Origin of the sequence: Niallia sp. Kr1 (assembly GCF_050389805.1) — a bacterium.
Lineage (GTDB): Bacteria > Bacillota > Bacilli > Bacillales > Cytobacillaceae > Bacillus_BD.
Genome location: NZ_CP130945.1, coordinates 3,505,565 through 3,525,421 on the forward strand (window position 1 = coordinate 3,505,565; position 19,857 = coordinate 3,525,421).

The following is a 19,857-nucleotide window of genomic DNA, read 5'->3' on the forward strand; positions in this document are numbered from 1 at the left end:
AAATTTGGTAAATAGTAATAATAATTAAATCCATTAGTATTCCTCGCCATTTCTACCGTGATTCTTCTTTTTTTGGTAAAATAAGGAGGAATGGAGGAGTATAGTAGTGAAAAACACTAGATTTGACTTACGAATCGTTATCGGCATCATCATTGCCCATATCCTTATATATTTTACTTTTCAAGATAAAAATATTTTTTGGCATATGTTTACAGCTTCCATGTTAATATTAATTAGCTATTCCATTTTTAATGAAAAAGCAGATTCGCAATCATCCTATATTCAAAATTTCATTTATGGTGTTCTCTCAGGTTTTCTTCTGTTTACCCTCTTTTGGCTAGGTGATTATATCATTGATTTCTTTCATATGCCATTTAAAAAGGAGATTACTGCATTATATAAATATTATTCTCCGTCGAATTTTTGGCATTATTTAACATTGTTATTCATCATCGTTCCTGGTGAAGAAATATTTTGGAGAGGTTTTATTCAGAAAAAATTAGCAAGCAAAGTTAGTCTGCCTCTTTCCATTACCCTTGCAACCTTAGCCTACGCATCTGTACAATTATACTCAGGCTACTACATTCATATGGTTGCAGCCCTCGTAGGGGGAATCTATTGGGGAATTCTTTATGCATGGAAAAAGAATATTACACTTAACATCATTTCCCATGTCGTTTTTGATTTCTGTCTGTTTATTTTATTTCCATTAAGATAATGTGAATTATCAATTATAAGGAGGAATTTTTATGCCTAGATTTTTAAAATATCTTTTTACATTCATGATTTTATCCGTATTTCTAGTCGCTTGTGGGACAAGCACTGACACTGATGAAACCGCTAATGAAGCCCAACAACTTCAACAAGAACAAACAAAAGAAACCCAAGAAGAAAAAGAAGACGACACAAAACCTAATACAGAAGGTGAAAATATTGCTCCTGATCAAAAAAATAATGATGATCAAAAGGTTTCGCCTCCAACAGAAATGAAATTAAAATATTCACGTAACGGAGAATCTATAGAAGAAACAGCTATGTGGAAGAAAAGTGACAATCAACCATTTGGTCTTTATGTACTGCCATCATATGTATTAACGGCTGAAGAACCTCGGATGGACCAAGTATATTTTAGTGAAGACGGCTCCCATTATATGAGAATTAGTATTTTAACAGGGGATATAAATTTTGAAGAACAAAAAGAAAATACGCTTGCACAGTTACAAGCAGTAAATGAAGATGTCCAAACATTAAATCCTCCAGAAGATGAATTTTACAAGAACGCAACCGTTATGCAGACAAAATTAAATAACGAATTGGTCACTGCTTATTTAATTCCACAAGACAAACATTTGATTAAATTAATGATATCTACAAAGGAACAAGATAATCACCTGGATGCATTTATCCAAATGGCTAAACATATACAAGTTGATTAATACGAATAAAAAATGAGGTGTAAACAGTAACACCTCATTTTTTATTTTCTCGTTTCATCCACAAAAGAACAATAAATAATAAACTGATATATCCAAATAGCGGATATAAGTATGAAAGAAGTTGACTGTAATCAAATTGGCTTAGTAAAAGGCAAATCGAAAATATGCCAGTTACAATAAACATCGTTGGAATATTAATATATTGTTTGATTTGTTTCTCAAGTCCATATACATTGCCAATAATTGAAGTGAAGATCTCTCCATAAATGATCAGCACATAAATCCATAATAACCCTGGGGCTAGGTTTTTCATTATAATAGCCATTGGTATTTCATAAGCTGAAAAGTTGGGGAGCATAACAAGTGTCATATGGCTTGCAAAAAGAATAATCGTTAAAACCGCTCCCCCTATCATTCCTCCCCTTCTAATCGTTTTAATATCTTTGATTTCAGAAGCAATTGGAACAAGAACAGCTTGTGCTAGAGATAAATTAAATGCTGTATAGGAAAATGGTGAAACAACAGAAGACCAGCCGTCCTTCACATAAGGAATATATAAAACGTGCTCTAAGAAATAGGGCTGTCGGATTGATAATAAAAATAAAATAAAGCTAAATCCAATCATTAAGGGCACTACAAATGTATTTACAGCAAATAAAGCTCTTGTCCCAACAATCATGACAATAAACGAAAGGACGATAGTTAACATTATCCCTATCATTCTTGACAACCCTAATTGTTCCTGAAATACTGCCCCTGCCCCTGCAAGCATGACGGCACTAACTCCAATTAGCATCAGTAAAGTTACTATATTAATGATTTTCCCAATTGATTTTCCAAATAAATACTCATTAAATTCCTCATAGGATCTTGCATTAATGTCAGCTGATATGACCATGATTTTCGTTCCTAAAAAAATGAAGATATATCCTGCCATTAACATCCCGACTAGCCCGATAAACCCAAACCTTGAGAAAAATTCAACGATCTCTCTTCCCGTTGCAAACCCTGCTCCAACAACTGTTCCTACATAGACTGCAGCTATTTGAAAAGCAGAACTCCAATTTGATTTCAACTGCTTTCCCCTCCTAACTCACTATATGATCATTAGGACAAAGGTAGACGAGCTTTTTTCCTTTAAAAATCTTTAATATAGAACAAGAAATACAAAAATCTCTCGTTTTTCCACAAATTTCTATTACAAATCACTTGAAAGTCAAAAATGGTCAGAGTATAATCAAAGTACAAAAGGTCAAATATAGTCAAGGTCAAAGTCAAACAAAAAAAAGGAAAGGGGAATGTATATGCTTTGTCAAAATTGCCAACAAAGAAATGCAAATGTAACGATGAGATTCGTATTGAATGGTCAAGAAAAACAATTTCATCTATGTCAAACATGCTACCAATCGAATAAACAAAATTTAAAGAATAAGTTTGGACCTAGTATGAATCTTGGTGGATTTGGTGGGATGCATTCATTCCCAATAGATGATTTGTTCAAGCAAATGAATCAACAACAAGGGACAAACTCACAGCAACCAAATTTAAAATTCCAAGGTAATGGTGGAGGATTTTTAGATCAATTTGGACGTAATTTAAATAGTATGGCAAAGGCGGGACTTATTGATCCTGTCATCGGAAGAGATAAAGAAATTTCACGAGTTATTGAGATTTTAAACCGTCGCAATAAAAATAATCCAGTTTTAATTGGTGAACCTGGTGTAGGAAAAACAGCGATTGCTGAGGGTCTTGCTTTAAAAATAGAAGAAGGCAGTGTACCTACTAAATTAAAAAATAAACAGGTTTATTTATTAGATGTTGCCTCTTTAGTTGCGAACACAGGAATTCGTGGTCAATTTGAAGAGCGAATGAAACAATTAATCAACAATTTACAAAGTCGTAAAAATATTATTTTATTTGTTGATGAAATACACTTACTTGTAGGTGCAGGTTCTGCCGAAGGCTCAATGGACGCAGGGAATATTCTCAAACCTGCACTTGCTCGTGGTGAACTTCAATTAGTCGGAGCAACCACCTTAAATGAATATCGAAAAATTGAAAAAGACGCTGCACTTGAACGCAGGTTCCAGCCCGTTCAAGTTTCCGAACCATCAGTGGAGGCAACAGTTAAAATTTTGAAAGGACTTCAATCAAAGTATGAAGCCTTCCATCATGTAAGCTACACTGATGATGCTATAGAAGCATGTGTTAAATTATCGCAACGCTATATTCAAGATCGATTCTTACCTGATAAAGCGATTGATTTACTTGATGAAGCAGGTTCGAAAATGAATCTATCATCAAGCTATACATCAACAGATGAAATTGAGAAAAGATTAAAAGAAATCGCGAGCGAAAAGGAAGCTGTCTTAAAAAATGAGGAATATGAAAAAGCAGCAAAACTTCGTGAAGAAGAAAAACAGCTTGAACAAGCCTTGAATCATTCAGATACCTCTGAGCGACCTATTGTAGGAGTTGAACTAATTCATGAAATTCTGGAAAAGAAAACAGGAATTCCAATTGGTCAATTACATCAAGATGAAAAAATTCAAATGAGAGAGTTACAACAAAACCTTGCTGCAAAAGTAATTGGTCAAAATGAGGCGGTTGAAAAAGTAGCTAAAGCAATACGCCGCAGTCGTGCTGGGTTAAAGTCAAAACATCGACCAATTGGTTCTTTTCTATTTGTTGGACCAACAGGAGTTGGGAAAACAGAATTGGCTAGAACATTAGCACAAGAATTGTTCGGCACAAAAGATGCCATGGTAAGACTCGATATGAGTGAGTATATGGAGAAGCATAGTGTGTCAAAAATTATCGGCTCTCCTCCAGGATATGTTGGACATGAGGAAGCGGGGCAGTTGACCGAAAAAGTTCGCCGGAACCCTTACTGCATTATCTTACTTGATGAAATTGAAAAAGCTCACCCTGACGTCCTGCATATGTTCCTACAAATTCTCGAAGATGGACGCTTAACGGATAGTCAAGGAAGAACGGTAAGTTTTAAAGAATCCGTGATCATCATGACAAGTAATGCAGGTGTGGGGGATCGAAAAATACAGGTTGGGTTTGAGAGAAGCAATGCTGTGAAAGAATCCAATATCCTTCAATCACTTGGACAGTATTTTAAGCCTGAGTTTTTAAACCGTTTTGACAGCATTATTGAGTTTAACCCATTAGAAAAAACGCATCTTCTAGAAATTATCGATCTTATGCTTCATGAATTAAATAAGAGTTTGCAAGAACAACATTACACATTAACGGTTTCAATTGAAGCAAAGGAAAAACTAGTGGATTTAGGTTATAATCAAACATTTGGAGCTCGCCCACTTCGAAGAGTCATCCAAGAGCAATTAGAAGATAAAATTGCCGACTATATCTTAGAAAACGGAACATCTGCAAACTTATTAGCCGACCTTGAAGATGATCAAGTGGTTATTAAGACAAAATAAATCCGATAAAAGAACCGCTGTTTCCACAGCGGTTCTTTTATTAATATTGCTTAATAGATAAGCCAATTCTTTTCAATAGTTCAATCGCGGTTTCTTTCTCTTCATCTGTTAGAACGGACATAATCCTGTCAATTTCATTGCGATGGGACGGAAAAACCTGTTGTATTAATTTTATTCCCTTATCTGTGATTTGAGCAAAGGTCACCCTTCTGTCATCAGGACACGGAACACGTCTTATGTATTCCTTCTTTTCTAGTTTATCAATCACATAGGTCATACTCCCGCTCGCCAGGAGAATTTTCCCTCCAATCTGCTGAAGAGGTTGATCTCCTTTATGGTATAACAATTCTAGAACAGCAAATTCTGTCGGATTTAAACCATAGCGTTGTATTCGTTTATTTACATGTTCATTTACCGCGCGATATGCTCGTGATAGAACAATAAATAATTTTAATGATTGTTCATTTTGTTCGAATTCCATCATTTTTACCAAACCCTTTAACATAATAATAATTGCTTATCGCTATCTCTATTATTTATCATAAATAAAAATAGTATTTTCATCAATCAAATTTTTATTATAAAAAATGGAAATACCCTTGTCAAACGAACTTGAAGCTTCTTTTTATTATAATTTTGTTATATTTTTTGTTGTTTTCCGATTCAAACCATTTGCTTTCCGCTCAGTTACGCCTGGACTACCTTGACACTTCGACCTCATAAGGCATCTTGCCTATCTCTCTTCTCCCATACAAGTCTTCATGACCACCACTGCGATCAACAATAACCCCAAATTAACATAACTGTTAAAATAGAAGATAAACAAATCCTATTTTTTGAATTTTAAATCAACTCTCGTGTAAAATAGATGAAGATCAGTTCTATACCATATATTACACTTTATTTAACGAAAGCTTATGACAGGGGGATAACACGTTGACACAAACAGTCATTACTGAAAAACAGGTAGCCTATCAAAACCAAACTACCTATAAAATTTTAATTATTATGGGATTCTGTCATTTATTAAATGATTCCATTCAATCCGTCATCCCAGCCATGTTTCCTGTTTTAGGAAAATCAATGGGGTTGAGTTTTACACAATTAGGGTTTATAGCATTTTCTTTAAACATGGTTTCTTCCGTTATGCAGCCCTTTATCGGAGCCCTCTCCGATAAAAAACCTATGCCCTATGCCCTTCCAATTGGAATGACATCTACTTTATTAGGAGTAATCGGTTTAGCATTAGCACCCAACTATAGTCTTGTCCTTCTTTCAGTCCTTTTTATTGGCTTAGGCTCGGCCATCTTTCACCCTGAAGGTTCGAGAGTAGCACATATGGCAGCAGGATCTAGAAAAGGTTTAGCACAATCGATATACCAAGTTGGCGGTAATTCAGGTCAAGCCTTGGCGCCCTTAATTACAGCATTAATCCTTGTCCCCCTCGGTCAAATTGGGGCTGCATGGTTTTCAGTTGTAGCTGGGATTGCGGTAATGCTCCTTTCTTATATTGCTTTTTGGTACTCTGGAAGATTAAAAGAGTTAAATGCGCAAGTCCCTTTTTCAAAGGTTACAGCTTCTCAAGATTCAGGCAAAATTTCTAAAGGGATTATCCTGACTCTTGTTTTAATTTTATTTTTAATATTCGCTCGCTCTTGGTATGTAGCAGGAATTACAAACTATTATGCTTTTTTTGCCATTGAACAATATCAATTCAGCATTCAAAGAGCTCAGGTTTTCTTATTCGCCTTTTTAGTTGCTGGAGCATTAGGGACATTTTTTGGAGGTCCACTTGCAGATAAATTTGGCAAGCGAAATATCATCATTGTTTCGATTCTTGGATCTGCTCCTTTATCAATCTTGATTCCGTTTGTACCTGCATCTATTTCGTTTATTTTATTACTATTAACTGGATTCATTCTTATGTCTAGCTTTTCCGTAACAGTTATTTATGCTCAAGATTTGGTCCCTGGAAAAATTGGAACGATGGCAGGACTAACAGTTGGGCTTGCCTTTGGAATGGGGGCAATCGGCTCGATTATTTTAGGTGTGATGGCCGATCATCTAGGCTTGTTCACAACTCTAACCTTTACTGGCTTCTTACCTATTTTAGGGGCTTTAGGATTTCTACTCCCTTCTGACCGAAAACTATCTCAAAGATACGAATAAATATTTTACTGTTTGTCGAATTCCCGTTGTAAATGTCGAACATTTTTCAATCGAATTTTTTGTCTAAAATTGCGAAACTATTTACTTTATTTGGAAATATTGTCATAATGCTTCAAGGGGAGTGTTCAATTGAAGGCCCTAGTTATATGAAGTAAAGGGTCATTGTCAGGGGGAAACGTTATTGTTGGATCACCGGGAGTCCATTTTAGTAGAAATTCAAAAAAAAAGAGAGTTGATGATTGATTTAGCCCAAAAAAGAGGGTTAACAAATGACGATACAGTAAAGTGCAGTCAGGAGCTAGATCAATTACTCTATCAGTATCAAGTTTTTTTTCATCGAAAACCGACAAAAGTTGATCATCAAAAAAATAAATTAAACTTTATCTATTACACCTCAAATAATCGAATTAAAATGGTTCACTAGAAACTTTTAACCTATAGTTTAGTAAAAAGTCGAGATCCGCAAAGGGAATCCCGACTTTTCTATGTTGATCTTAAAGCAATGGATTTTCGTGTTTGGCTTTAAGTATTTGCCATCTTCTTTCTACCTCAGCTTCAAAAGTAGCAAGTAACTCTTTATTTTCTTCTTTTAATAAATGTTTTGTTTTGCCCATATATTTTAACCAATCTGATACTGGTATCCGTTTCTTTTTCGCTTCAGGATCGTACGTTATGGTTGTTTCTCCTTTCTCTACTTCATAAAGAGGGAAGAAACAAGAGTTAACTGCTGCCCCAACGATTACTTCACCGTAACGATCATCTGATTTCCAGTTTAATGGACAAGCAATTAAAATTTTACCATATACAGGACCAACGTTTTGTGCATACCATTGTGCCTTTGCAGCCTTTTTCACAAGGTCTTGTGGAAATGCTTCTGTACCTGTAAAGACGTATGGAATATTTGTTGCTGCCATAATTTGAGCAGTATCTTTATGATGGAATGTTTTTCCTTTTTGGGCTTTTCCAACATTTGACGTACTTGTCATATGACCAAATGGTGTGGAATAAGACATTTGCGAACCTGTATTCATATAACCTTCATTATCGTATTCAAGCATAATTAGCTTATGACCGCGAAGTGCTGTACCTATCGCAGAACCCATCCCGATATCCATTCCACCGTCACCTGTGATCATTACAAATGTAGCATCATTTGATACCTCAATTTCGCCTCTGCTTTTCATCTCAAGAAACGCCTCAACAGTACCAGAAAGAGTTGCTGCCCCATTTTGAAACAAGTTATGGATCATCGTTTGCTTATGGGATGTATAAGGATAAGCTGTTGTTGTTACATACGCACATCCTGTTTGGTAAAGAACAACTACATCCCCTTCAATCCCCTTGAAGAACATTTCCAATCCGCCAAAAATACCACAGCCAGGACAGGCACCGTGGCCTGATGCTAGCCGCTTTGGCTTTTCAGTAAGTGCACGTAATGGTGAGATTTTCACCTTTAATTTTTTTGTTTCTTCATCTTGAGTGACTTGAATTAATCCAGAATTAAATACATCACCATGTTGTGGTTCAATCACAGGCTTTTGTGTTTTTTCAAGATCGCCTGGTACAACTCCGTAATAGTCAAATGGCTTTTCAGCATAACCCTTTTCTACTGCATCCATCACCACATTGAAAAATGCTTCTGCATCATCTGCATAAAAATCGGTTCCACCTAAACCAAATACTCTGCTTAAAACTAGTGTTTTATTCTCACGATCAGATTGAAGAGCAGATTTGATTTCATGAGTTAAGTTAGGGCCATGTGCGCCGTATGAATCTGCACGTTCTCCAACTAATAATCCTTTAACATTTTTTAAGGCTGCACGAATTTCCTTTTCTGGGAAAGGTCGGAGAATGTTTGGACTAATAACCCCTGCTTTAATCCCTTGTGCTCTTAACTTATCGACAACATCTTTAGCAGACTCCTCAGCTGAATTTAATAAGAAAAGAGCTACTTCTGCATCTTCCATGCCATATAAATCAAGTACTGGGTATTCACGTCCAGAAATTTTTGCATACTCTGCTGCAACTTCTTTGAATACTTCTCCTGCTGCATACATCGCCTCAGACTGTTGATAATGATTGTTCATTAAGTTCGGACCGTCCATGTGGGCACCAATCGTCACAGGATTTTTTGGATCGTTTGCAAAGTGATAATCTCTTGGACATTCCCCAACAAACTCTTGGACAACTTTTCGGTCTGTGAAATAATTCACTTTTCGTTTTTGATGAGATGTCCAGAATCCATCATAAGCCACGATAACCGGTAGTCTAACTTTTGAATGCTCAGCAATTTTTAATGCCATAATATTCATATCATATACAGCCTGTGGTGTTTTCGCTGTTAAAATTACCCAGCCAGTATTAAGCGCAAAATATAAATCGGAATGATCTCCACGAATATCAAGTGGACCACTAATGGCTCTTGTAACAAGGTTTAACACCATCGGGAATCTTGTACCTGATTGAACAGGTAGTTGCTCAAGCATGTACATAAAACCATTTGCACTTGTTGCGTTAAATACACGTGCTCCAGTTGCCGCTGCACCATAACAAATACCTGCTGAACCATGCTCACCGTCAGCTGCAATTAATTGAATATCATGCTCGCCTCTAGCCTTCATTTGATCCAAATATTGTGCGACCTCTGTTGAAGGAGTGATTGGGAAATACCCCATAATATGGTAGTTGATTTGTGCAGCTGCCATCGCTGCCATTTCATTTCCAGATTCAAATGTTGTCGTTTGGTCTACATTTTGTTTCGTCTGTAATTCTTCTTCTACGATTGCCATGATTACATTACCCCTCCTGTAACTAATGGAAAGTTATGTTTAACTTGATTTTCTTCAGCAAACCCAATGGTTTCACGGATATCCTTAAGCGCAGTAGTTGGGCACGCTTCTACACATTTTAAACAGCCTTTACAGTATTGATAATCTATTCCTCGTAAGAACATCTGCTTGCGACCTCTCTTGTCTTCTCCCGCTTCCCAAACAAAGCAATAATCAGGGCAAACACTATCACATTGTGCACAATTAATACATTCTTCCTGGGTAAACTGTGGTAAAAATCCTTGTCTAGAGCCACTTAAATCTTTTAAAATACTATTCCCTTGTGCACTTATTGTTCCGCCAATTTCTTGAGTTAAATACCCAAGCGCTGGTTTTGGACGAGTGAATGCTTTATTTGTAGCATCTTCTGGTGTTTCAATTGACTTAAATTGAACCTCGTTATAGCCTCTATCAAAAGTGCGTATATTTGGCTCTACTAGATGAGGGTATTTCTTTTCAAATGTTTTTCTAATGACTGTTCTCATATCTTCAGGATTTAAGAAATCACAAATTTTAAATAGAGCACCAAGCATCGCTGTGTTTACTTTTGTTTTTTCTTCAACTGCGATTCCTAAAGCGTCTACAATCGCAAGCGTTCCATATTCTAGCTTTAAGTCGTTTTTAACATCATCAAAGGTTCTTATCGAATTAACGAGAACAATTCCTTCAGGGTCTAACCCGCTAACTACATCAATCGTTTTATATAAAGCTTCATGAAAGACACCTACAACATGAGGTTCTTCAATTGGACTATGGGCACGAATCTCTACACCTTGGTCGCAGAATCGAATGAAACTTTTGACTGGTGAGCCTTTCTTTTCAGAACCATATGAAGCAAAATTTGAACCATTCAAACCCAACCCTAGAACTCCTGCTTCTGCTAGCATTTTTCCTGCTAAATTAGCCCCTAATCCCCCAATTGATTCTAGGCGAATTTCAAAAAAACCTAGGTCATTTTTTTTCGGTAATATAGACATTTCCTTCTCCCTCCTAGAAATATGCAACGAAGTATCCTTATAAACTTTATAAAGTTATTAATAGATTAAAACTTCTTTGTATTTTTAATAACATTCTAGGTCAAAGGTTTTGACTATGCTGTGATAAAAATCAATACATATTTTATTTTAATATGCAATTGATTGCTTTATTTGGTAAAATCAGCTTTACAGGTTAAAATGATCTCAACCATTAAAGTATTATGCAACAGTATGTTTATAAAGTGTATAACAGTTTAATTTTTAAAAGAGTGATCGCATTCCAACTATTACCATACATACTTTCTTGTAAAATTGACTATTATGGATATGGAGGAAAATCAACATTTGTGGAGGCATTATGAAACAACGCGATTATTTTTTTGACAACGCTAAATTTATTTTAATCTTTCTAGTAGTATTTGGACATTTTTTGCGGACCTTTATTCATGATAATGAGCTAATCTATTCCCTTTATAAAGTGATCTATACTTTTCATATGCCCGCCTTTATCTTAATCTCAGGTTATTTTGCAAAAGGCTTTAAAAAGAAAGGCTATATTAAAAAAACGGCAAAAAAATTAATTATACCTTATTTACTTTTTCAAACGATTTATTCTTTCTTTTATTATTTCTTGTACCAAAAACCAGAATTAACGATCGACCCGCTTGATCCACATTGGTCATTATGGTTCTTAATCAGTTTGTTTTTCTGGAATGTTATGTTATACATGTTTGCTCGTTTCAAAAGTGTACATGCTCTCACTCTGTCATTTCTCATTGCTTTAGTGATTGGCTTTTTCGACTTTGTTTCTGGATATTTGAGTTTGAGTCGAACCTTTGTCTTCTTTCCACTATTTTTACTGGGATATTTTTTAAAGAAAGAGCATTTTTATCGATTATTATCAAACAAGTTAAAAATGATCTCAATCCTAATCTTTTTAACCGTTTTTGGTTTATTTTACTTTTTTCCAAATCTAAACTATGAATGGTTATTAGGCTCCAAATCCTATGACGAAATGGGGGTCGAACCATTTTTCGCTATGTTAATCAGGCTTGGGGTTTATCCATTAAGTCTAATCATGATGGCTAGCTTTTTTGCGCTTGTTCCAAAAGAACAAACTTTTTTCTCAAACCTTGGTAGAAATTCGCTCTATGTTTATTTATTACATGGATTTTTCATCCGGATATTCCGTGTTAGTGAAATGAAGACTTACTTTCATGATGCAGAAAGTATATTATTGCTCGCTGCCATTTCATTAATCTTAACCTTTGTTCTTTCAAGTAGGACTGTGACTTCATTTGCTCAACCATTAATTGAACTTAGAATATCGAAAACGAAGGAGCTTTTTAAAAGGATCTGGGTATATATGAAATTCTATTGGAGAAAATGGGTAAGTAATTAAAGTTTTTTAAGTAGGCTGTCTTAGAAGTTAAATGTTGATTTGGGGCTACTGTTAAATGTAGTGGATAGAACTAACACCCTGCGTGAGTTACAAGACACAGTAGACACGAAGTGTTAGGCTGGCTCAGGCGTTGCTTAGCGAAAAGTGAAGTTCCTGATACGTAATTTTACCCTTAGTTTAACAGAGCTCTTTGAAAAACTCGCTAAAAGTTAAAGCGGGTTTTTATTTTTGTTGCTTTCATATACAATATGAAGGAAGAATTCTTGATTTAAGGAGTATCAAATATGAAAATTATCGCTGCCACATTAAATGCAAAATACATTCATACGAATTTGGCGATTCGTTATTTAAAGGCCTATGCTAGTCCAGAATTTCAAGTAGAACTAGCTGAGTATACGATAAAAGATCCAATTCTGAACATCGTGACCGACTTATTCCAAAAAAAGCCTGATGTTATTGGGTTTAGCTGTTATATTTGGAATATCGAAGAAACGATCAAAGTAATTGAAACGATCAAAAAAATTAATCCATCTATTACGATCGTAGTAGGAGGTCCAGAGGTTTCCTATGATGTTCAAGAATGGATGACAAAGGTGAACGAATTTGATTTTATTGTTATTGGTGAAGGGGAAGAAACCTTTAAACGATTACTTCAAGCATTAAAAGATCATCATGATTTTTCTACAATCCCTGGAATCTCCTTCCGAAAAGAGGGTGAGATCATCATCAACCATCCGATGCATAAATTAGATTTGCGACAGCTCCCATCCCCTTATCGTTTTGAGGAGGACCTCTCACATTTAAGTAAAAGAGTGACATACATAGAAACGAGTCGCGGTTGTCCCTTTAGCTGTCAATTTTGTTTGTCATCTATCGAGGTAGGTGTTCGGTATTTTGATCGAGATAAAATTAAAGAGGATATACGCTATTTGATGGCTAACGGTGCTAAAACAATTAAATTTGTTGATCGTACTTTTAATATTAGTCGAAGCTATGCGATGGAAATGTTTCGTTTTATTATTGATGAACATGTCCCAGGTACCGTATTTCAATTTGAAATTACTGCGGACATTATGCGTCCAGAAGTCATCGAATTTTTAAACGAGGATGCACCCCCAGGATTATTCCGTTTTGAAATCGGTGTTCAATCTACAAATGATTATACGAATGAGTTGGTTATGAGAAAACAAAACTTTGAAAAGCTAGCCCGAACCGTTACACTGGTAAAAGAAGGTCGTAAAATTGATCAGCATTTAGACTTAATTGCGGGGCTGCCTGAAGAAGATTATCATTCATTCCGTAAAACATTTAACGATGTCTTTGCGTTTAGACCTGAAGAGTTACAACTCGGTTTTCTAAAGATGCTCCGTGGCACAGGCTTACGTTTAAGAGCAGAGGAACATCAGTATATTTATAGTGATCATCCACCCTATGAAATTTTAGGAAATTCCGTTTTATCCTTTGATGATATTATTCGGATTAAACAAGTAGAAGATGTTTTGGAAAAATATTGGAATGACCATAGAATGGATTATACAATTGAGTATTTGGTTACAGAAGTCTTTTCAACACCATTTGATTTTTTCCAAGACTTCGGGACCTATTGGGAAGAAAAAGGTTGGTCTAGGATTGGACACCAATTAGAGGATCTATTCAAAAGACTGCATTCTTTTCTGCTTAATTCCGGGACAAAACAATTGGACATTGTCACTGATTTAATGAAATATGACTATCTTTCCCGCCAACGTTATAAACCACGCAAGTCTTGGTGGGAAGGAACCCTGACCAAAAACGAACGTTCTAAGTACTATCAAGCGATTCTCAGCAATCCAGAATTAATCGAAGGTTTAATGCTTGATGAAAAAGATTTATATAAACATACACTGCTTGAACCAATGTCAATTGATATCGAACAGTACTTAGAGCATAACAGAATTGTACAACAACCATGTCTTCTATTTATATATTATAATCCAAAAAGTGAAAAGCCTACGCTTCTTTCAATAAAGGATATTACCTTGATCCATTAAAATGAACGGATTTAAGGCTGTGTATTTTTTTACACAGCCTGTTTTTTTATTTCTTATTTCTTTTTGCTTTATCTTGATTCATCGCTGGAATTTCATATAGTTTGCTTGCGTTCATATCTCCAAATTCCATTCCAAATTCAACATTTGTATTTTGTTGGTTTTTGATCTTCGCATTCTTTTTTTTACTCATTATAAACCTCTTCCTTTTCTCCCTTGTTTTGAGTTACGATTAGCACCTTTCATTGGGTTTTCACCGGCACTAAACTCAGCTGAAAACTCTGTTTCTTGGAGATTTTTTTTCGGTGTTTTGCTATATTTTTCTACTGCATTGAATTCTGCTTTACGTTTTGCCATTTTGCATTCCTCCCTTTCAACTGTATTTTTCGCGTGAATAAGTTTTTCATTCTCTTATCGATCTTCCTTTTTTTACAACAAATAGTCTTAAAGAGAACTGCAAAAAATACTGTTAAAAGGAGGTCTACTCGTTGAAAAAGAAAAAACGAATGGATATTGATGAAACCCTCCCACATCAAATTCATGCACCTAGCTTTAAAGGGACATCAATTAAGATGAAGCCCCCTTTTATTAATTCCTTCGGTGTTACAATTGGAGATAGTTATTACACATCAAAAGAATCACCGTTAGAAAATTGGAGTGATGAAACCGACCCAGCTATTATGGCAGGCAGTGAATGGGTTCATCCAACTAATGACATCGGCTGGAATACAACTGAAAACCAAGAACTACTGGAAAATTTAAGACAACCGACTACAAAACATTTTATGCACCCCACGATAAATACCGGCAAAGATGCAGATTAAAAAGGCTGACATGCGTCAGCCTTTTAACCGATAATAATTCTTTCTTTTGGATAATGATAATGCAGTTCAGTTTCTTTTCCGCGAAGCAATAAAAAGAATGAAACAAGACCAATTCGACCAATAAACATTAGTATCATGATTACCCATTTACCAAAAGTTGTTAAGTCTGTAGTAATTCCCATTGATAGGCCGGTCGTCCCGAACGCTGAACAAACTTCAAATATAATCGCCAATAATGGTTGGTTTTCAGTAATTGATAGGAGAATAATCGCAACAAAACAAATAATCATTGCAAGAATCGTGACCGCAAATGCCTTTCTCACATCATCCCCATGGATTTCTCTTTTAAAAACTTTAATATCCTTCCTTCCTTTTGCAAAATGATACAAAAACAAAATGTTTAGAGCAAAAGTAGTGGTCCTAATTCCCCCTCCGACCGAACTCGGGGAGGCTCCAATAAACATAAGGAAGCTAATCACAAGTAATGTTGGCTCGGCGAAAAGATTTACATCCATCGTGGACAATCCACCACTTCTTGTTGTTGCAGATTGGAAAAAAGCATAGAAAAACCCCTCATGCCACTCCATCCCTTTAAAACTATGCTGGAATTCAAGCAAAATAATAATGACTGTTCCAAAAACTAATAGTGCTGCAAAGGTAATCGTTGTAATTTTCGTAAATAGTGAAAATCTAAATGGTAACGACATTTGTTTTCGATGGAATAAATACCCTTTTAATTCAATTAATACAGGAAAACCGATCGCTCCAAGTGTTAATAAAAGAATGATAATGATTTGGATAACATAATCATTCGCATAAGGTTTCATCGAAGCTGTTGTAATATCAAGTCCAGCATTTGTAGTTGCACTAATTGAAGTAAAGAGACCGTGTAGGAAAGCTTCCTGTACGTCGGGATAATAGTCCATGAAAAGGAAACCCAAAATGATCGCTCCGATCGCTTCAATGATCAAAATCAATTTTAATATTTCAATCATTAATGCAACTAACCCAGAAAGACTTGTTTGATTATGATCCACCATGATCAATTGTCTACCTCTTAAGCCAATTTTTTTCCCCATTAACAACCATATAAATGTACCTAGTGACATAACGCCAATCCCACCAAACTGGAAAACAAACATAAGGACAAAAAGTCCAAATGTACTATAGGTTTGAGAAATATCGATAACAGTTAGTCCTGTAACACTAACAGAACTAATTGCAGTAAAGATCGTATCCAATAAAGAAATCTCTACACCTTCTTTATGTACACCCGGAAGACTTAATAACAATACTGAAACCGTTACAGCAATAAAATAGAAACTAAAAATAGCTCTCGACGGTGTAATGTGATCGAGTACATTTTTGAATGTATTTGACATATGATGCGTCCTTTCATTCTTAAACTAATTCTATCTTAATGAATATATCCTCATTTTGAAAGTAATATAAGGAAATTCAAGATAACTTTAGTGTATTTCGCATAACTTTCCATTCATTAAATGTTTTCTACTATCCATACTAGTAGTACAGAGAAATTTTACTCTGCATGATTTAAGGAGATGAAAAATATGGCTAGAAGCAGTAATAAACTACTTGTTCCTGGCATTGAACAATATCTTGATCAAGTGAAATATGAAATTGCTCAGGAATTTGGCGTACAGTTAGGTTCAGATACCGTTTCTCGTGCAAATGGATCTGTTGGTGGAGAAATCACCAAAAGATTGGTACAACAAGCACAAGCACATCTTTCAGGTAAATAAAAGATAAAAAAACAGAGGTTTCCCTCTGTTTTTTTATTGATCCATCGGATTAAATAACTTGACTTCAGGGTTTTTCTCTTGAAACCATCTTAAAGCAAAATCGTTTTCAAATAAAAAGACCTTTTGATTATAGCGATCTGTGACTAGAAGACTTCTTGAATTGGATAGTTGGTCATTCACCTTATCATCTTCAATCCAACGTGCAATTTTAGAACCTTGACCTTCCATCAAAACATCAACATTATATTCATTTTTCATGCGATGTTCAAACACTTCAAACTGTAGTTGACCCACTGCTCCAAGTAAATATTCTTCCGTTTTTACCGTTTTATATAATTGAATGGCCCCTTCTTGTACTAACTGCCCGATACCTTTGTGAAAATGTTTTTGTTTCATTACATTCTTTGCTGTAACTCGGACAAATAATTCTGGTGTAAACTGTGGTAATTTTTCAAATTGAAATTGATCTTTTCCTGTTGTTAATGTATCCCCAATTTGATAAGTACCGGTGTCATATAAGCCAATAATATCTCCGCTAACCGCTTCATCTACTGTGCTTCGATCATCGGCCATAAACTGCGTTGATTGGGAAAGCTTTAGTTGTTTCCCTGTCCGAGGAAGATTAACACTCATCCCTCTTTCAAATTTCCCAGAACAAATTCGTAAGAAAGCGATCCGGTCACGGTGAGCTGGGTTCATATTCGCTTGAATTTTAAAGATAAAGCCTGAGAAATTTTCAGATAATGGATCAATTTTCCCTGCCGTTGATTCTCGAGGTTGTGGGGATGGAGCAAATTGTAAATAGGTTTCTAAAAATGTTTGTACTCCAAAATTTGTTAGAGCACTTCCAAAAAATACGGGTGTTAAAGATCCATCGGCTATTTTTTCTCTAGAAAACTCATTTCCAGCCTCATTTAAAAGAAGAACCTCTTCTAACGTTTGATCATACAATGCATTTTGTTTGATAGGATGATCTCCGTCCAATTCTCCCTCTTCATTCAACTCTAAAAAACGATCAGAGTCCTCAACTCGAAATTGTTCGATTCGGTTATGAAAACGATCATAAATCCCAAGAAACTCTTTCCCCATTCCAATTGGCCAATTCATCGGGTATGACTCAATCCCCATGACCTCTTCTAACTCTGCTAATAGCTCTAGTGGCATTCTTCCATCACGATCTAATTTATTAATAAACGTAAATATCGGAATCCCTCTCATGCGGCAGACTTTAAATAACTTTAAGGTCTGTTCTTCAATTCCTTTTGCAGAATCAATAATCATGACCGCACTATCAACTGCCATTAATGTCCGGTAAGTATCTTCACTAAAATCTTGGTGTCCAGGGGTATCTAAAATATTAATTCGTGACCCATGATAATCGAATTGCATCACACTAGATGTTACCGAGATACCTCTTTGCTTTTCAATTTCCATCCAGTCACTTGTGGCGTATTTGCCTGTTTTTTTTCCTTTTACCGTTCCAGCATCACGTATCGCACCACCAAAGAGCAACAATTTCTCTGTCAATGTTGTCTTCCCAGCGTCTGGGTGGGATATAATGGCAAATGTCCGACGGGATTTGACTTGATCTATAAATGTATTTTCCATCCAAATTCCTCACTTTAAACAGTTCAATTTCATTCATAAGTAAAATCATATCTCTATCAAAACGAGTTTGCAATAAAAAATATCGTTAACAGTTAAGGAATATTTTCCAATGGTTAAAATTGTATTCCTTTTCAATTTGTCGAAATCTGTTATAATAAGGTAGAAAAAAATATAAAATAGAAATGTAGGGGAACTGGTTAAGCTAGTTGAGAAAGTATCCGTAATAGATACTGACCCTTGAACCTGATCTGGTTAATACCGGCGGAGGAAACATATCTAAACAAGAAACAATTGTTTTCATATGCGGGCACCTAGTTATTAACTAGGTGCTTTATTTGTGTTTTATGAATTTTTTGAGGAGGTCATTATGATGAAAAAAGCTCTTTTGTCCCTTTTTACCGTACTATTATTATCAGCTTGCGGTAATGACGAAGCCAATGAAAGAAATAACAGTTCTTCATCCAATGAGCTGGAGAAGATTACGGTTGTATTGGACTGGACTCCAAATACAAACCATACTGGATTATATGTTGCAAAGGACCAAGGTTTTTATGAAGAAGAAGGTCTTGATGTTGATATTATCATGCCAGGTGAAGCAGGCGCTGACCAGTTAGTCGCTTCGGGAAAAGCAGAGTTTGGGGTTAGCTATCAAGAAAGTATCACACAAGCTAGAATTCAAGACATTCCAATCGTTTCAATTGCAGCTGTGATTCAGCATAATACATCTGGTTTTGCATCACTCAGCGAAAAAAACATTAAAACGCCAAAGGACTTTGAGGGAAAAAAATATGGCGGTTGGGGGTCACCTATTGAAGAATCCGTCATTTCTTCCCTCATGAAACAAGAAAATGCAAATCCTGACGAAGTCGATATTATCAATATCGGTGATACTGACTTTTTTACGGCTGTGGAACGAGATGTTGACTTTGCGTGGATCTATTATGCTTGGACAGGTGTAGAGGCGAAATTACGCGGAAAAGATATCAATATGATTTATTTAACCGATTATAGTGAAAAACTTGATTATTATACACCCGTTTTGGCAACCAATGAGGACATGATTGAAAATAATCCTGATACCGTGAAAGCCTTTTTAAAGGCAACAACAAAAGGTTATCAATTTGCCATTGATCAGCCAGCTGAGGCTGCTGATATTTTAATTGAGGCTGTACCTGACCTTGATCCAGAACTAGTGAAAAAGAGCCAAGAATGGCTATCTCCACGATATCAAGACGATGCAGCTAGATGGGGCGAACAAAAACTAGAAGTCTGGGAGAACTATTCTAATTGGATGTATGAAAATAACTTATTAGAAAAACAATTGGATGCAAATAAAGCATTCACAAATGAATTTTTACCAGAATAGGAGTG

The 19,857-nt window shown here is 35.7% G+C and carries 18 protein-coding genes and 1 riboswitch; of the genes, 10 read left to right on the forward strand and 8 right to left on the reverse strand.

The window, feature by feature from the left end:
* Positions 1 to 106: 106 nt before the first annotated feature.
* Together Q5760_RS17120 and Q5760_RS17125 are read left to right on the forward strand one after the other, a co-directional pair.
* Positions 107 to 718 (forward strand): lysostaphin resistance A-like protein, encoded by a 612-nt coding sequence (locus tag Q5760_RS17120; RefSeq protein ID WP_428908826.1) that lies wholly within the window; start codon positions 107 to 109, stop codon positions 716 to 718.
* Positions 719 to 749: 31 nt separating this feature from the next.
* Positions 750 to 1,436, forward strand: coding sequence for a hypothetical protein (locus Q5760_RS17125; RefSeq protein WP_428908827.1), 687 nt, complete (start codon positions 750 to 752; stop codon positions 1,434 to 1,436).
* Between the two features lie 34 nt (positions 1,437 to 1,470).
* Here the strand turns inward: Q5760_RS17125 and Q5760_RS17130 are convergent, their stop codons facing one another.
* A complete protein-coding gene (locus tag Q5760_RS17130) occupies positions 1,471 to 2,511 on the reverse strand; it encodes a YkvI family membrane protein (RefSeq protein WP_428908828.1) in 1,041 nt (346 codons plus the stop codon).
* 229 nt (positions 2,512 to 2,740) lie between these two features.
* On the opposite strand from Q5760_RS17130, the gene Q5760_RS17135 reads away from it, so the two are divergent.
* Positions 2,741 to 4,888: an AAA family ATPase gene (locus Q5760_RS17135; RefSeq protein ID WP_428908829.1), complete on the forward strand. Its 2,148-nt coding sequence runs from the start codon at positions 2,741 to 2,743 to the stop codon at positions 4,886 to 4,888.
* A 40-nt stretch (positions 4,889 to 4,928) separates the two neighbouring features.
* Here Q5760_RS17135 and Q5760_RS17140 read toward each other — a convergent pair whose 3' ends face one another.
* A complete protein-coding gene (locus Q5760_RS17140; protein ID WP_428912619.1) occupies positions 4,929 to 5,369 on the reverse strand; it encodes a MarR family winged helix-turn-helix transcriptional regulator in 441 nt (146 codons plus the stop codon).
* A gap of 455 nt (positions 5,370 to 5,824) precedes the next feature.
* Between Q5760_RS17140 and Q5760_RS17145 the strand changes: the two genes are divergently transcribed.
* The gene (locus tag Q5760_RS17145; protein ID WP_428908830.1) at positions 5,825 to 7,057 is read left to right on the forward strand and encodes an MFS transporter; all 1,233 of its coding nucleotides are present in this window, start codon (positions 5,825 to 5,827) and stop codon (positions 7,055 to 7,057) included.
* Between the two features lie 181 nt (positions 7,058 to 7,238).
* Positions 7,239 to 7,481, forward strand: coding sequence for a Spo0E family sporulation regulatory protein-aspartic acid phosphatase (locus Q5760_RS17150; protein WP_428908831.1), 243 nt, complete (start codon positions 7,239 to 7,241; stop codon positions 7,479 to 7,481).
* 70 nt (positions 7,482 to 7,551) lie between these two features.
* Here the strand turns inward: Q5760_RS17150 and Q5760_RS17155 are convergent, their stop codons facing one another.
* Positions 7,552 to 9,846: a thiamine pyrophosphate-dependent enzyme gene (locus Q5760_RS17155; protein WP_428908832.1), complete on the reverse strand. Its 2,295-nt coding sequence runs from the start codon at positions 9,844 to 9,846 to the stop codon at positions 7,552 to 7,554.
* Between the two features lie 2 nt (positions 9,847 to 9,848).
* Positions 9,849 to 10,862, reverse strand: coding sequence for a 2-oxoacid:acceptor oxidoreductase family protein (locus Q5760_RS17160; protein ID WP_428908833.1), 1,014 nt, complete (start codon positions 10,860 to 10,862; stop codon positions 9,849 to 9,851).
* Positions 10,863 to 11,220: 358 nt separating this feature from the next.
* Between Q5760_RS17160 and Q5760_RS17165 the strand changes: the two genes are divergently transcribed.
* Both Q5760_RS17165 and Q5760_RS17170 read left to right on the forward strand, forming a co-directional pair.
* A complete protein-coding gene (locus Q5760_RS17165; RefSeq protein WP_428908834.1) occupies positions 11,221 to 12,264 on the forward strand; it encodes an acyltransferase family protein in 1,044 nt (347 codons plus the stop codon).
* A 284-nt stretch (positions 12,265 to 12,548) separates the two neighbouring features.
* The gene (locus tag Q5760_RS17170) at positions 12,549 to 14,294 is read left to right on the forward strand and encodes a B12-binding domain-containing radical SAM protein (protein ID WP_428908835.1); all 1,746 of its coding nucleotides are present in this window, start codon (positions 12,549 to 12,551) and stop codon (positions 14,292 to 14,294) included.
* 46 nt (positions 14,295 to 14,340) lie between these two features.
* Here Q5760_RS17170 and Q5760_RS17175 read toward each other — a convergent pair whose 3' ends face one another.
* On the reverse strand, positions 14,341 to 14,484 hold the full coding sequence (locus tag Q5760_RS17175; RefSeq protein WP_428908836.1) for a hypothetical protein: 144 nt from the start codon (positions 14,482 to 14,484) through the stop codon (positions 14,341 to 14,343).
* Entirely contained in the window at positions 14,484 to 14,648 is a 165-nt protein-coding gene (locus Q5760_RS17180) for a hypothetical protein (protein ID WP_428908837.1), read from the reverse strand. The genes Q5760_RS17175 and Q5760_RS17180 overlap by 1 nt, the downstream gene beginning before the upstream one ends.
* A gap of 149 nt (positions 14,649 to 14,797) precedes the next feature.
* Between Q5760_RS17180 and Q5760_RS17185 the strand changes: the two genes are divergently transcribed.
* Positions 14,798 to 15,115 carry a DUF3905 domain-containing protein gene (locus Q5760_RS17185; RefSeq protein ID WP_428912620.1) on the forward strand — a complete coding sequence of 106 codons (318 nt, stop codon included), beginning with the start codon at positions 14,798 to 14,800 and terminating at the stop codon, positions 15,113 to 15,115.
* A gap of 23 nt (positions 15,116 to 15,138) precedes the next feature.
* On the opposite strand, the gene Q5760_RS17190 is transcribed toward Q5760_RS17185, so the two are convergent.
* A complete protein-coding gene (locus Q5760_RS17190) occupies positions 15,139 to 16,497 on the reverse strand; it encodes a TrkH family potassium uptake protein (protein WP_428908838.1) in 1,359 nt (452 codons plus the stop codon).
* A gap of 189 nt (positions 16,498 to 16,686) precedes the next feature.
* Here Q5760_RS17190 and Q5760_RS17195 point away from each other — a divergent pair, with 189 nt between their 5' ends.
* Positions 16,687 to 16,878 (forward strand): small, acid-soluble spore protein, alpha/beta type, encoded by a 192-nt coding sequence (locus Q5760_RS17195; RefSeq protein WP_428908839.1) that lies wholly within the window; start codon positions 16,687 to 16,689, stop codon positions 16,876 to 16,878.
* 33 nt (positions 16,879 to 16,911) lie between these two features.
* Here the strand turns inward: Q5760_RS17195 and Q5760_RS17200 are convergent, their stop codons facing one another.
* Positions 16,912 to 18,486, reverse strand: a complete 1,575-nt coding sequence (locus tag Q5760_RS17200) for a peptide chain release factor 3 (protein WP_428908840.1) — start codon at positions 18,484 to 18,486, stop codon at positions 16,912 to 16,914.
* Positions 18,487 to 18,662: 176 nt separating this feature from the next.
* Positions 18,663 to 18,773, forward strand: a riboswitch (TPP riboswitch).
* An 83-nt stretch (positions 18,774 to 18,856) separates the two neighbouring features.
* Here Q5760_RS17200 and Q5760_RS17205 point away from each other — a divergent pair.
* The gene (locus tag Q5760_RS17205) at positions 18,857 to 19,852 is read left to right on the forward strand and encodes an ABC transporter substrate-binding protein (RefSeq protein WP_428908841.1); all 996 of its coding nucleotides are present in this window, start codon (positions 18,857 to 18,859) and stop codon (positions 19,850 to 19,852) included.
* The last annotated feature ends 5 nt before the right edge of the window (positions 19,853 to 19,857 follow it).